Source organism: Pseudomonas sp. P110(2024) (assembly GCF_057480795.1).
Genome location: NZ_JBLIYT010000004.1, coordinates 123531 through 136870, shown reverse-complemented (window position 1 = coordinate 136870; position 13340 = coordinate 123531). Strand labels below are relative to the sequence as shown.

Below are 13340 nucleotides of genomic sequence, written 5' to 3'. Positions count from 1 at the left end.
CTTCAGTCATACCTGTACAACTCGCCATCGTTGTACAGGATTGCCCGGAGCCGCGTATGTCAGACTACCTGCTGCAGTTCGCCCATCACTTTGCCCGCTTGCAGGCAGGCAATCTTGATTCGCTGGAAAACCTGTACAGCGAAGACATCCGCTTTCGCGACCCGCTGCACCAGATCGATGGCCTGCCGGCACTGCAGGCGTACTTCGCCCAGCTCTACGCCAACGTCCACGATATCCGCTATGCCTTCACCGGCGCCGACGAGGTCCGGCCCGGACAGGGCTACCTGCGCTGGACCCTGCACTTTAGACATCCGCGCCTCGCCAGTGGCCGTCCCATCAGTCTGCAAGGCTGCAGCCACCTGCAATGGCAGCAGCGGGTACAGGTTCACCAGGATTACTTCGACGCTGGCGCGCTGCTGTATGAACATGTCCCGGTCATGGGCGGCGCCATTCGCTGGCTCAAGGGCCGGCTGGCATGAGCCGCTACTGGCTGACCGGCGCCAGCAGTGGCATCGGCGCCGCACTGGCTGTGCAATTGCTGGAACAGGGGCACCGGGTGGCCTTGGGAGGCCGCTGCGCCGAACGCCTGGCGCCCCTGGTCGCACGCTTTCCCGAGCAGGCACTGGTGGCTCTTGGCGACATCGAAGACGGTGAACGGCTGGCATTGATCGCCGACGAACTGCAGCAGACCTGGGGCGCGCTGGACGGGGTCATCCTCAACGCCGGGAACTGCGAATATCTGGAGCCAGGTCGATTCGACCCTGACCTGGTCGAACGTGTGATGCGCATCAACCTGCTGGGCCTGTGCCATTGCCTGGCCGCCGCCCTGCCCTTGCTGCGCCGTGGCGAACGCCCGCATGTGGTGGTGATGGGCAGCTCGGTGGCCTGGCTAGCCCTGCCCCGAGCCGGTGCCTATGGCGCGTCCAAGGCCGCCGTGCGTTACCTGGTCGAATCGCTGCGTATCGACCTGGCCAACGAAGGCATCGATGTCACCCTGATCAGCCCCGGCTTCGTCGACACGCCTCTGACCCGGCGTAACGACTTCCCCATGCCCCAGCGCTGGACGGCGCAACGCGCCGCCCGCCATATCGCCCGGCGCCTGCCCGGGCGGCCACTGGAAATCAACTTCCCCGCTGCGTTCACCCTGGCCCTGCGCCTGCTCGGCGCGCTGCCGCCGCGTTGGCGCCTGGCGCTGGGTCGACGCCTGGCAAGACGGCCACAGGAATAGCCCAACATGCGTATCGCGATCATAGGCAGCGGCATCGCCGGCCTGACCTGCGCCCACCTGCTGTCGCGCCGCCACGAAGTCACGGTGTTCGAGGCCGACGACTGGATCGGTGGCCACACCCATACCGTCGAAGTGCCCTGGCACGGCGAGCGCCATGCGGTGGATACCGGTTTCATCGTGTTCAACGACTGGACCTACCCGAACTTCATCCGCCTGCTCGACCAGCTCGGCGTTGCCTCGCGACCGACCCAGATGAGCTTCTCGGTGCATGACCCGAGCAGTGGCCTCGAATACAACGGCCACGACCTCGACACCCTGTTCGCGCAACGGCGCAACCTGGTGTCGCCGGGGTTCTGGGGCATGCTGCGCGACATCCTGCGTTTCAACCGCCAGGCCCTGGCCGACCTGGACCGCGGGCGAATAGACCCTTCCACCACCTTGGGCGGCTATCTCCAGGCACAGGGCTATGGCCGGCGCTTCGTCGAGCACTACATCGTGCCGATGGGCTCGGCGATCTGGTCGATGTCACGGGCGGACATGCTCGGTTTTCCCTTGCAGTTCTTCGTGCGCTTTTGCCGCAACCATGGACTGCTGTCGGTGAACCGACGTCCGCAGTGGCGGGTCGTCGAAGGTGGTTCGCACAGCTATGTCGCACCGCTGTGCCGGCCGTTCGCCGAGCGCATCCGCCTGGCGTGCAAGGTCGACCGGGTGAGCCGCGACGAAGGCGGTGTCACCCTGTTCAGCAAGGCCGGTAGCGAGCGCTTCGACAACGTGGTGTTCGCCTGCCACAGCGACCAGGCCCTGGCCTTGCTGGAGGCGCCCAGCGCCCAGGAGCGCGCGGTGCTCGGGGCCATCACCTACGCCAGCAACGACGTGCTGCTGCACACCGACACCCGCCTGCTGCCGCGCCGGCGCAAGGCCTGGGCCAGCTGGAACTACCGCCTGGGCGGCCCCGAACAGGCTCCGGCAGCGCTGACCTACAACATGAACATCCTGCAGGGCATCCAGGCCCCGGTGACCTTCTGTGTCAGCCTCAACCAGACCGCTCAGGTAGACCCGACGCAGATCATCGCCCGTTACCAGTACGCCCACCCCCAGTACAGCCTCGCCGCCACCGCCGCACAGGCCCGCCAGGCCGAACTGCAGGGCCAGCGCCACAGCTACTACTGCGGCGCCTACTGGGGCAACGGCTTTCACGAGGACGGCGTGGTGAGTGCGCTCAAGGTCGCCGAACACTTCGGAGAGCAACTGTGAACAGCAGCCTGTGCCCGGGCTGGGTCAGCCATCGGCGCCTGGGGCCCCGCCCGCATGCCTTCCGCTACCGGATCGGTATGTTCTACGTGGACCTTGACGAGCAGGCCTGGCTGCTGGGCCTGTCGCGCTGGATAGGCCACGGGCGATTGGCCCCGTTGAGCTGGCGCGAGACCGACTACCTGCCGGCGCTGACCGGCACCGGCGAGCCGCTGGCCCAGGCCGCCCGCCGGCTGGTCGGTCAAGCCACCGGCCAGACTCCCGAGGGCCCGGTGCGTCTGCTGACCCAACTGCGCAGTTGGGGACTGTCGTTCAACCCGGTGAGCCTGTACTTCTGCCATGACCGTAACGAACAACTGGCGGCGATCCTGCTGGAAGTGCGCAATACGCCATGGCGCGAGCGCTTCCACTATGTACTGCCGGTACGGGACGGTCTAGACCAGCCATTCGTCATGGCCAAGGCCTTCCACGTCTCGCCCTTCCTGCCAATGGCCATGGACTACCACCTGCGTTTCCATCTGGATGCGCAACGGATTCACGTACACATGGAGAACTGGCGAGACGGTCAGAAAGTCTTCGAAGCCGACCTCGCCGTGCGGCGCCAGCCGCTGGGCCGCGCCGCGCTGCACCGATACCTGCTGTCCTTCCCCTGGATGAGCCTGCGCACCGTCTCGGCCATCTATTGGCAAGCCCTGCGCCTGTTGCTCAAGCGCATCCCCATTCACGACCACACCGCCAGCCAGGGCGCCCTGGCGCTTGGCCACCGCTGCGAGGAGCCCGATCATGTCGAACCCCACCCTTAGCGTCAGCAAATCCGCAGGCCTCACCCCCCTGTTGGGTGGGCTGGCCCGCAGCGCGGTGCTGGCGCAACTGGGCAAGCTGCGCCACGGCCACCTGCGACTGCGCGAGCGGGGACAGCAATGGAGCTTCGGCGACGCCGGCAGCCCGTTGCTGGCCGAAGTGGAGATCCTTGAAGGCGCGGCCTGGAACCTGGTGGCCGGCAACGGTTCGATCGGTGCCGGCGAAGCCTACATCCACGGCTACTGGCACAGCCCGGACCTGGCGGCCGTGACCCGCCTGTTCGTGGCCAACCTGGAGGTGCTGGACGCCCTGGAAGGTGGCCTGGCACGCCTGGGACGCCCCCTGCTGCGCCTGCTGCATCGCCTGAACCGCAACACCCGGCGCGGCGCCAAACGCAATATCCTGGCCCACTACGACCTGGGCAACGTCCTGTTCGAACACCTGCTCGACCCGACCATGATGTACTCGGCGGCCCGGTTCGAACACCCCGAGCAACCTCTGGAGCACGCCCAGTTGAACAAGCTGGAGCAGATCTGCCGCAAGCTCGAACTGGGTGCGCAGGATCACCTGCTGGAGATCGGCAGCGGCTGGGGCAGCCTGGCGATCCACGCCGCGACCCGACACGGTTGCCGGGTCACCACCACGACGCTCTCCGAAGCCCAGTATGCGTTCACCCTCCAGCGCGTCCAGGCATTGGGGCTGGAACAACGTGTAACGGTGTTGCGCCAGGACTATCGCGACCTGCGGGGAACTTTCGACAAACTGGTCTCGATCGAGATGATCGAAGCCGTTGGCCACCGTTACCTGCCCGTGTACTTTCGCCAGTGCGCCGCGCTGCTCAAACCTGACGGGCTGATGCTCCTGCAGGCCATCACCATCCGCGACCAGCGCTATGCCCAGGCCCGGCGCTCGGTGGACTTCATCCAACGCTACATCTTCCCCGGCGGCGCCCTGCCGTCGCTGAGCGTGCTGCTCGACACCGCCAGCCACCAGACAGGGCTGAACCTCGTGCACCTGGAGGACTTCGGCCTGGACTATGCACGCACCCTGCGTCATTGGCGCGACAACCTGCGCCAGGCACGTGGTGAGCTGGCGGCGCTCGGCTACGACGAAATGTTCCAGCGCTTGTGGGAGTACTACCTGTGCTACTGCCAGGGCGGCTTCGAGGAACGCGCCATCGGCGTCGCCCAGTTGCTGTGGGCCGGCCCCCTGGCTCGGCGCGCCCCGTTGCCTGGGCACTGACCCATGCGCCGTGGCTGGCTGATCGCCAATGCCCTGTGGCTTCAGGCCGGCTGGTGGCTGTGCGTGCTCGGGGCGCGATGGCCCTGGTTGTTGCTGGTGGTGCCGCCGGTCATGGTGGCGCATGTATTCCTGTGCCGGGATCGCGCTGGCGAATTCCGGGCGCTACTGCGCGTAACGCTGGCCGGTTGCCTGCTGGATAGCCTGCTCGGCGCGCTTGGCGTGTTCGCTTTCGACAGCCGTCCTCTACCCATGTGGCTGGCGATGCTGTGGCTGGTGCTGGCCAGCGGCCTGCGCCACAGCCTGGCCTGGGCCGGCAGGCCGTTCTGGCGCGGGGCGCTGTTAGGCGCGTTGGGCGGACCGCTGGCCTACCTGGCCGGCGCCCGGCTGGCGCAGGTCGACCTGCCGTTGGGCGCGATCACCACCGCCACGCTGCTGGCGCCGATCTGGGCACTGTTGCTGCCCTCGCTGGTGCGCCTGGCGGCGTGGCGCTGAGCGCCAGACTCATCGATTATCCTAATGCCCTGCGTGCAATGCTAATTTCAATCGTCCCCGGTGAACGCTCTAGACTGCCGGCTCACCACCCCAGGAGCCCACACGATGCATGGCGAAACCTCGATTGAAAAACTCCTCCAGTCCATGAAACCCGTACTCAATGACGGTGAGTATGTCTTTGCCACGGTCACCGACGCCTCACAACTACAAGACCTGAACATTGTCGGCAGCTTCAGGGAGCGCGAAGGCTGGACGGTCATCCTGGAGCGAAAGGTCGCGGACGCGATGCAACTGCCCTACACCTACGTGTGCGCCTGGATCACGCTGACCGTCCACTCCTCTCTCGAAGCCGTTGGCCTGACCGCCGCGTTCGCCACCGCGCTGGGCAAGGCCGGCATCAGTTGCAACGTGGTGGCGGCCTATTACCATGACCACATCTTTGTCGGTGTGGATGAGGCCCAGAGCGCCATGGCCGTATTGAGGGCACTTTCAAGCAGCGCCAACCAAGCCTGAGCGATTGGCGCTGCCAGAACCAACGCGGTGCCCCGTTCCAACCAGGGCAGATTCACTCTGCGCCGGACAGCCCCAACCCAGCGCTCACCGCCTCCTGCCCCTCGTCACCGACATGGGGAATCAGCGCGCTGGCCTCCAGGTCCGACATCAGCTCGGTGAGCATCTGCCGCTGGTTCTCGGTGATCGGCGGCGGCACGTACCAGGCGGCCACGCTCAGGCCCTCGCGCTTGTAGCTGAAGGTGCGCAGCAGTTGACCATCCTTGTAGACCTGGCCGGTGAGGTTGTGCACATAGCTGTAGGGCATCGGGAAGGTCAGCAACGTCAACGCGTTGAGCGCCACCAGCACCCCTGCCCCTTTGCCCGGTGGCTGAGTGATGACCAGGCCATAGCCTTTGCGGGGCACCCCATGGTCGACGAAGGAAAACGCACCGGACGACCTGACCGCCGCGGTCAGCTCGTTGCGCTCCTGGATGTCGAAGCGCGTGTAACCGTCCGGCATCACCACCAGGCTCATCGGCACATAGGGTTTTTCAGCGTGGTAGCCCAGCGGCTTCATCGATGGGTTGCAGCCGCCCAGCGCCAGCAGTCCCGCAGCGGCCAGCCCCAACGTGCACAGGCGATTCATCGCTGCGCCTGCGGCGCATTGCCCGCCAGGCTCGCGGCCTGCATGTCACGGGCGAAGGCGCGGGCGACGCGGCGGATGTTTTCCTGGCGCTCGGGAATACCGAGATCGAGCAGCCAAGCGTACTTGGCCATGTAGTTTTCATAGTGGTAGCGATTTAGCACCTTGCCATCACGCATCACGGTGAAGTCGGCCTTGGTGTCCATGTCGCTCTGCAACGGCAGCAGGAACAAGGTGGCGGCACTGAGGAACAGCAACGGCATGGGCGCGACCTTACGCTGGGCATCCAGCTTGACCATCACCTGAGTCTGCCCTTCTGCGGCGCTGCCGCTTTCGACGCTGCTGAATACTCCGCTTTCTCGCAGGTAGTTGCGCAATTCGTAACTGTGCTCGAGCGAATCGACCATCACCGTGATCGGCGGCAGGTAATCCAGGCCGTCCCTGATCTGCGGGTCGGGGAGGGTCTGGGTGCCGGCGCAGCCGCCCAGCAGCAGACCTGCGGTGAGAAGCAGGGACTTTTTCATTGCTTGGACTCCTGGTTGCCTGGCTTATCATCCGCCGAGCCGGCCACGGGCAGCGTCGTCACGAAAGGAAACGCCGGCGCCAGGTTCAGATTCAACGCCTGCAAGGTCGGCAAACCAGGATTCTGACGCCGCGCAATCACTTCATCCCTTGGCTGCTGGTCGCCATGGAAGAACATGCAGGCCGAAGTTCCAAGGCAGCGCGAGCGGAACTCGCCGATGTAATACGCCTTGCCCGCCTCCAGGTGCATGGGCACCAGGAATTGCTCCCGCGCCTGGAGGGTGCTGTAGGCGCCGTTGAAGCCCGTCCAGAAGAACTGGAAATCGTAGAATTCGTAGTCGCCGGGCTTGAGCGGCATGACGAAGACGCTGGCCTCGCCAGGGAGCGCGTTCTTGTCGTTGCCGCGTACCTCTTCGATGTCCTTCGGGGTATGTTCCACCTCGGCATGGCCCCACCAGGCCGCCGCGCCGTATTGCGAGCCGCGCTTGCGCAACAGGATCCGCTGGTTGGTGTAGGCACTGTCGCGACCTAGCGGACCGATACTGCCGACCAGGTACGCGACCGGATCGCCTGCGGCCGGTAGCAGGGGCGCAGTGACGAGGACCGGAGACTTGGCGGCGCAGCCCGTCAACAGGGCAAGGGGTAACAGACGTGCGAATGCACGGAGAAATCCAGGCATGAAAAGTCCTTGAAGGGGATCGCGTTCCATCGGTTGCCGACGGTAGGTCGAGGGGTGACTGCTGCCGGCTGTGGGGGCGCGATGATATAGCGCAGCCGGTCATCAGGCGAGTGGCAGTTATAGCTATTTGCCACACCGCGATCCAAGGGTGCTGCCTGTCAGTTTGCACGCGCCTCGCCCGCCAGCCCTTGCCAGGCGCGCAGCACCGCATAACCCCGCCAGGGGCGCCAGCCCTGCGCGGCCTGCGTAGCGGCGCTGGCACTGTTCACACCCAGAGCTTTCTGCAGTGCCACGTCTCCCGCCGGAAACGCATCGGGCCAGCGCAACGCGCGCAAGGCGATGTACTGGGCCGTCCAGTCGCCGATGCCGGGCAAGGCACGCAACTGGGCGCAGGTGGCCGCGACATCGACGCCGGGGCTCAGCACCAGGCGCCCCTCCCCCACGGCCTCGGCCAGGGCCTTGAGCGCCGCCTGGCGCTGGCGCGTGATGCCCAGTCGGCCAAGGGCGTCACCACTGGCCGCCGCCAGGGTGGCCGGTGTGGGGAACAGTCGGTCCAGCGCTGCGACTGGAGTCTGGATGGGCTCGCCAAAGGCGGTGACCAGGCGCGCGCCCAGCGTGCGTGCGGCGACCACGGTGATTTGCTGGCCGAGCACGGCGCGCACCGCCAGTTCGAAGCCATCCAGCGTACCGGGCACACGCATGCCTTCGCTGGTCGGAAAACTGGCCTGCAACACGCGGTGGATCGCCACCGGGTCGGCATCCAGATCGAACGCGGTTCGCACGCGGTTGATCAGCATGGGCAGCACGCTGGCAAGGCTGTCACTGATCGTCACCTGCGCCTGGGCGCGCTCGTCATCAAGGCTCACGCTCAGCCAGCCGCTGCACGCCTGCGAGTCCTGCACAAGGCGCAGGGTGCGCGCGTACTGCCGGCCCTCGACCCACTCCAGGCCCGGGATGGCGCGCAGGCGCAGGAAGCCCAGCATAGCTTCGATGTCATAGGGTGGGCACCAGCCCAGACAGAGGTTGGTCATGAGCGACATTCTAGTGTCCTGGACGCGTTCGAGGCGCGCTATTTTCGGACATAGGGCTCACAGGGTTGCCCCTATCCTGCAGACAACAAAAAATCCGATGCCTTGCGGCATCGGATTCTTATCGATCGTTCACCTCGGCAGGCCTCGACTGCCGGGCATCAGGCACGTCTGCCCGATGCGAGTTCGATCAGGCGCCCGTCGGTGCCTTGCGGGTGCGAGCAGGTGCCTTGGTGCCGTTGATCAGCGGCCCGTAGCGTCGGCTGAATTCCTGGTTGTAGGGCACGTGGTCCTTGTTGACCCCGTTGTCCCAGTTGACCGACCAGGTCATCAGGCCCTTGATCGACACGCCCTTGGCGTACAGGCGCTTGAACGCGTTGGTCAGCGCCGTCGGGTTGACCACGTAGCCGGTGGCGGCGGCATCGACGTTGGCCGGCAGGCCGATGACGAACTTGTCGGCCGGGATCCGGGTGAAGCCGCGGGTGCCGCTGACCAGGCTTTCGGTCAGGTAGAAGAGGAAGTCCTCTTTGAGCGCATCGTTGTTCTGGGCGATCCAGGCGCCCTTGCCGTTGTTGGCCTCCTGTACCCACAGCCCGTCGCCACCCTGGTTGTAGAACTGCGGGGCGATGAAGTCGTAGTACCCCTCCAGTGCCTTGAGGTAGTCGACGTAGCGCCCGGCGCTGGTCAGGTAAGGGAACTCCGGTGCCATGCTGATGATGAAATGCTTGCCCTCGGCGGCATAGTGATCCTTCACCAGCTTCAGCGCGGCGGGCAGGACGGTCTTGTTGGCGGCGAAGTCGATCGCGCTCTGTTCAAGATCGATGTCCAGCCCGTCGAAACCGTAGGTTTCCACCAGGCGGATGATTTCATTGGCCAGCGGCTGTTCCTGGCCCGGGTTCAGCGCGATATGCGCATCGGCACCACCCAACGACATCAGCACCGCCCTGCCCTGGCTGTTGAGCACGCCGACCTGGCGGCGGAACTCGGCATCGGACAGGTTGTAAGGCTTGAAGGTCGGGATGCCGCTGCCCTTCATGAACGCCACGGCCACCACGTTGTAGTCGCGCGGCACCTCCTCCAGGCTCATGTTGGCGAACTGCCCGCGCTGGTAGCCGTCCGCCGGGCCTGCCGGCCAGTTGTGCCAGTAGCCCATGAGGATCTTCTTGCCCTCGAGGCTGGGCATGCGCGAGGCGGCGTCGTCCCGCGCGGCCTTCAGTTGGGTAAAGTCAATCTTTGACATGTTCCAATCCTTTAGAACGTGTGGAAGATCCGCGGACTTACTTGAAGTCGACGTCGAAGGCCTGGTAGAAGGCGTTGCCGGTGTTGGCGACGATCCACATCAGGACGATCACATGACGGCCCTTCTTGTTGGCCGGCAGCTTCACTTCGTGGTCGACCTTGGCCTTCAGCTCCCCGGCATGGCTGTAGTACGGCACCTGCGGGTAGAAGTCCTCGGCGAACGGTTTGTCCTCCAGCTGCGCACGGGTGATGCGCTGTTTCGGATCCCAACCGTCCTTGGTAATCAGCCAGCGGTAGCCACGGGTGGTGTGCGGCGCGGTGTAGCGCCAGGTCACCTTGAACAGCTGCCCGGGGTCGACGTTCACCAGCGGCCAGGTGAAGGCGCGGTTGAGCTTCTTGCTCATCTCCTCGTCGGTGAAGTTGACGCAGTCACGGGCGTCGGTCTTGCCGCCGCTGAGGATATAGCCGTCGGCGGGCGGGGCGACGCTTGGGTTGTCCGATTGGAACGGTGCGGGGAACGGACCGGCCGCCAGGGCCGGGAAGTTCTTGCCGCCTTCCATTTCGTCGACCTGCCAGCCGCTCAGCACACCGAGGTCGATGGCGACGGCGCCGCGGGAAGCCGGAGAAGTGACGCGGCCATGGCGAAGTGGGTTCTGGTTTTGTGGTTGGTTCATGTTCATAGCTCCATTTGATTTGAGAACTCTCCCTTTCCGAAGGAGAGGCCTTCAAACTAACGGAGCTGGATTTATTGTCCACGGCGCGATTTTGCGCACCGAAGCCGGCCGTTGGGAGGAGCCCCAATAAATACTGGACATTCATACAGTATCGCTATGTTTCTCCTACCCATCATGGAGCAAATCACCTACATGCCCAGGCGGCGCATGGCCTGAGGGGACTGTCAGCCGACCAGATAGCGGCGCCGCTTCGACCGGTAGTTAGACGGATCCAGGTGTGCAGGCAACCATTGCCCGACCTGGGGTTTGAGGTAGTTGCCGGTGCTCCCCGGCCGGGCCTGGTACTTCGCCGCCAGGTAGCGCGCGTAGTGGTGGTCGAACAGGCGCATGAACTCGCCGAAGTAGATATCCGCCACCCGGGTATCGCCGTGGATCACCAGCATGTTCTCGTCGTTCTTTTCCTGGGAGGCGGCGCTGAAGTTCGCCGACCCGGTCACCACGGTGGGCTGCTCGCCCAGGGGGTCGACCAACAGGTACTTGGTATGGACGAAGTCGTTGCTGTTGAGCGGGTTGTCACGCTCCTTGAGCGCGTTGGCCAGCGGGTTGTCCTCGCCCAGGTAGCTGCCGGCGGCGAAGATCACGTCACCGTCGGTGCCAATGTCTTCGGTCTTCCTGAGCGGATCGTCCTTGATCACGTAGCGCAGCACGTCGTTCTGGGCCTGGAGCACCTTCTGGAATTCCGGAGCGATTTCGAACGCGGCGGTGAAGCACACCAGTTGCCGGGCATTGCCGGCCAGGTCCGCGTACCACTGCAAGGTCTTTTGCGCCTGGGGCGTTTCCTTGCGCTCGCGGGGGCTGAACAGCGGGTAGGTGCCCGGCTGCAATGGCAAGGTGGGCAATGGGCTGGCCTGGGCGTTGGGCCCGAGCAGCCTGGCCGGGGTCATGTTCTGTTGCAGCCGCGTCCAGTAGTCCAGGTATTGCCGGGCGATGATGGGGTCGTGGACGACATGGCCAACGTTCGAGTGGCCGAAGATCCCGCCAGCTGAAATATTGGTCGAACCGGTCCAGACGCTGACCGGCTGGCCGTCCTTGAGCAGCACGATGAACTTGTTGTGGCGGATGCCTTCGCTGACCGTGCGCGGATGAACCCAGGCCTGCAGGCCGGCCTGCTCGATGGTGGCCAGGTTGTTCGCCTTGTACTTGCTGTACGCATCGAAGACGACCTGCACGTCGCCTTCGCGGGCGGCCTCGCGCAGGGCCTGGGCAACTGGCAGGTACTGGAACTCGTAGAACGCCGCGCGCAAGCCCATGCCCTTAGCGCCGCCACGCCCGATGAAGTCGAGCAGGGCTTCGTACAAGCCCCGCGAAAGCCATTTCATCGGTTTTGATGCCGGCGCATCGGGGTCGGGAGCAACGTTGTCGAACTCCCTGGCATAAGCCTGGGAGCCGATCACGCCGCGGTTGAAGTGGATATCGTGTCCCAATCCCTCGCCGGCCGGCGCCAGCGTGGGTTCACAGCGCACGCGCACCGCGACGCTCCGGGCTTCGTCGATGCGCAGGTTCTTGGGTTCGCCAAACACCGGCAGCACCCTGTACTCGTAATCCCCATCGGCGGCGACGGTGTAGTCGGCCCACAGGAAACTCTGGATCGGATGCTCGCTGGTGGGCACCAGCGTGCCCGGTGGCAGCCCCTTGTCCTTGTCGGCGAAGCGCTTGAGGCCGCGCAGGTAGTACTGGGTCCGCACCTTGCCGGCCGCGTCGAAGTACCGACGGTGCACGGCAAAGCCCAGCAGGTTCTGTTCGCCGACCAGTGCCTCGAGGCTCGGCGGTGTCACGAAGTCCCAGGCCAGGAACACGACATGGGTGCCGGCGATAGCCCGTACCCGCAGATAGTCGCCAGTGGCGGATGCTCGCATGGGTGCACTCCTGGCAGGCCGGTTACTGGAACGGCGTCCTGACCTTGATCGATTGACTGTCAGGGGTCCCGCCGCTCGGGCAGGAGATCGGGGCGAGCTGCTTGTCCAGACACACCCAGAGTTCCTTCAGCCGGTTGCCCGAGCCTACCGAGACTCGCAGGCTCTGCGACGGCAGCGCGGGGTTGCGGGCCAGGAAAGCCTGCTTGATATCGCTGACCTTGGCGTCCAGCAGTTGATTGGGACCAGGGTTGCGGCCGAGCATGGCCTGGGTATCGGGACGGCGCAGCGTGTCGTACACCCGTTGGATATCGGCGAAGTAGCGCTCGGCGGACGACCAGCCACAGGTACCATGGGCCTGCCATTCGTTCTGCATCAGGTCCGGCCCCGGCATCATGCACAGGTGCTGCCTGACCAGTGGCGCCGGCAGCGAGCCGACGCTCTGGCAGTTGCGAGGATGGTCCTGGTTGGACTTGGCATAGCGGTTCTGCGGCCACAGGCCATGCACCACCCATTCGAAACGGTTGCCGGAGAAGCACTGGAAGGCATGCTTGTCCCGTTGTGCCTTGGGCTTGTTGCGCTGGGTCTCGCAGTGTTCCGGCGACCAGGACAGCACCAGCGCCAGGTAGTCGGTGGGCAGGTCCTTGTTGACATAGTCCACCGGGCGCACCGGGGCGGGCTCGACGACGTCGGGCAACGCGCAGATTTCCTCGGCGAAAATCGGCGAGGCAACGGCCAGCCAGCCCCAGAACAGCGTTCTCATCCAGGCGCAATGCCGTGGTGTTCCTTGCATGATGACCTCCTTGTCGGGTGCGAAAGGCTCCGTGCCTGTCGCTCGTTCAACCCCGTCAGGTGATGGTGTAGCGCGAATATGACGATTCGTCAGGGGTGCTTTGTTGTATCGTTCGTCCTGCCGTACCACCAGGCGCCAATGAAGCGAAAAAACATGAACCGTCGTAAAAAGATCAACCAGCTGTTGAAAGCCCACGCCAAGAAGGCCAGCGCCAAGCTGGCGCCGAAAAACCGCAACACCTACATTTCCAAGGCCGACCGGCTAAAGCTGGCGGCCGAAGCCAGCCTGGGCGCCGAACAGGCCAACGCAGACAGCGCCTCCCCCACCCAGCACTGAGCCTGAT

General features: G+C 64.9%; 16 protein-coding genes. 8 read left to right on the top strand and 8 right to left on the bottom strand.

What is annotated here, in order from left to right; all coding sequences use genetic code 11:
• The first annotated feature begins 56 nt into the window (after positions 1 to 56).
• The 7 genes from AC25ND_RS07940 (at position 57) to AC25ND_RS07910 (ending at position 5527) form a co-directional block, all read left to right on the top strand.
• On the top strand, positions 57 to 479 hold the full coding sequence (locus AC25ND_RS07940) for a nuclear transport factor 2 family protein (RefSeq protein ID WP_088852132.1): 423 nt from the start codon (positions 57 to 59) through the stop codon (positions 477 to 479).
• Positions 476 to 1228, top strand: coding sequence for an SDR family NAD(P)-dependent oxidoreductase (locus AC25ND_RS07935; RefSeq protein ID WP_247284397.1), 753 nt, complete (start codon positions 476 to 478; stop codon positions 1226 to 1228). The genes AC25ND_RS07940 and AC25ND_RS07935 overlap by 4 nt, the downstream gene beginning before the upstream one ends.
• Positions 1229 to 1234: 6 nt before the next feature.
• Positions 1235 to 2482 (top strand): NAD(P)/FAD-dependent oxidoreductase, encoded by a 1248-nt coding sequence (locus AC25ND_RS07930; RefSeq protein WP_088852133.1) that lies wholly within the window; start codon positions 1235 to 1237, stop codon positions 2480 to 2482.
• Entirely contained in the window at positions 2479 to 3282 is an 804-nt protein-coding gene (locus AC25ND_RS07925; protein ID WP_236179405.1) for a DUF1365 domain-containing protein, read from the top strand. The genes AC25ND_RS07930 and AC25ND_RS07925 overlap by 4 nt, the downstream gene beginning before the upstream one ends.
• Complete coding sequence (locus tag AC25ND_RS07920) at positions 3263 to 4522, top strand: SAM-dependent methyltransferase (protein ID WP_197866318.1); 1260 nt, start codon at positions 3263 to 3265, stop codon at positions 4520 to 4522. The genes AC25ND_RS07925 and AC25ND_RS07920 overlap by 20 nt, the downstream gene beginning before the upstream one ends.
• Positions 4523 to 4525: 3 nt before the next feature.
• Positions 4526 to 5014, top strand: a complete 489-nt coding sequence (locus AC25ND_RS07915) for a DUF2878 domain-containing protein (protein ID WP_096048057.1) — start codon at positions 4526 to 4528, stop codon at positions 5012 to 5014.
• A 105-nt stretch (positions 5015 to 5119) separates the two neighbouring features.
• Positions 5120 to 5527, top strand: a complete 408-nt coding sequence (locus AC25ND_RS07910) for an ACT domain-containing protein (protein ID WP_062364431.1) — start codon at positions 5120 to 5122, stop codon at positions 5525 to 5527.
• 52 nt (positions 5528 to 5579) lie between these two features.
• Here the strand turns inward: AC25ND_RS07910 and AC25ND_RS07905 are convergent, their stop codons facing one another.
• The 8 genes from AC25ND_RS07905 to AC25ND_RS07870 all read right to left on the bottom strand — a co-directional run bounded on the left by AC25ND_RS07905 (position 5580) and on the right by AC25ND_RS07870 (position 12997).
• Positions 5580 to 6152 (bottom strand): hypothetical protein, encoded by a 573-nt coding sequence (locus AC25ND_RS07905; protein WP_069017786.1) that lies wholly within the window; start codon positions 6150 to 6152, stop codon positions 5580 to 5582.
• Positions 6149 to 6673, bottom strand: coding sequence for a hypothetical protein (locus AC25ND_RS07900; protein ID WP_028689292.1), 525 nt, complete (start codon positions 6671 to 6673; stop codon positions 6149 to 6151). Before AC25ND_RS07900 ends, AC25ND_RS07905 begins: the two co-directional genes overlap by 4 nt.
• A complete protein-coding gene (locus AC25ND_RS07895; protein ID WP_069017788.1) occupies positions 6670 to 7350 on the bottom strand; it encodes a hypothetical protein in 681 nt (226 codons plus the stop codon). The genes AC25ND_RS07900 and AC25ND_RS07895 overlap by 4 nt, the downstream gene beginning before the upstream one ends.
• 158 nt (positions 7351 to 7508) lie before the next feature.
• Positions 7509 to 8381 (bottom strand): AlkA N-terminal domain-containing protein, encoded by an 873-nt coding sequence (locus AC25ND_RS07890; protein WP_236179403.1) that lies wholly within the window; start codon positions 8379 to 8381, stop codon positions 7509 to 7511.
• Between the two features lie 187 nt (positions 8382 to 8568).
• Entirely contained in the window at positions 8569 to 9618 is a 1050-nt protein-coding gene (locus AC25ND_RS07885) for a chitinase (protein ID WP_028689291.1), read from the bottom strand.
• A gap of 37 nt (positions 9619 to 9655) precedes the next feature.
• Positions 9656 to 10291: a lytic polysaccharide monooxygenase auxiliary activity family 9 protein gene (locus AC25ND_RS07880; protein ID WP_028689290.1), complete on the bottom strand. Its 636-nt coding sequence runs from the start codon at positions 10289 to 10291 to the stop codon at positions 9656 to 9658.
• Between the two features lie 224 nt (positions 10292 to 10515).
• Positions 10516 to 12207, bottom strand: a complete 1692-nt coding sequence (locus AC25ND_RS07875; protein ID WP_062364435.1) for a phospholipase D-like domain-containing protein — start codon at positions 12205 to 12207, stop codon at positions 10516 to 10518.
• 22 nt (positions 12208 to 12229) lie between these two features.
• Positions 12230 to 12997 (bottom strand): ribonuclease T2 family protein, encoded by a 768-nt coding sequence (locus AC25ND_RS07870; protein ID WP_486970782.1) that lies wholly within the window; start codon positions 12995 to 12997, stop codon positions 12230 to 12232.
• 153 nt (positions 12998 to 13150) lie between these two features.
• Here AC25ND_RS07870 and AC25ND_RS07865 point away from each other — a divergent pair, with 153 nt between their 5' ends.
• Positions 13151 to 13333 carry a DUF2986 domain-containing protein gene (locus tag AC25ND_RS07865; RefSeq protein WP_028689287.1) on the top strand — a complete coding sequence of 61 codons (183 nt, stop codon included), beginning with the start codon at positions 13151 to 13153 and terminating at the stop codon, positions 13331 to 13333.
• Positions 13334 to 13340: the final 7 nt, after the last annotated feature.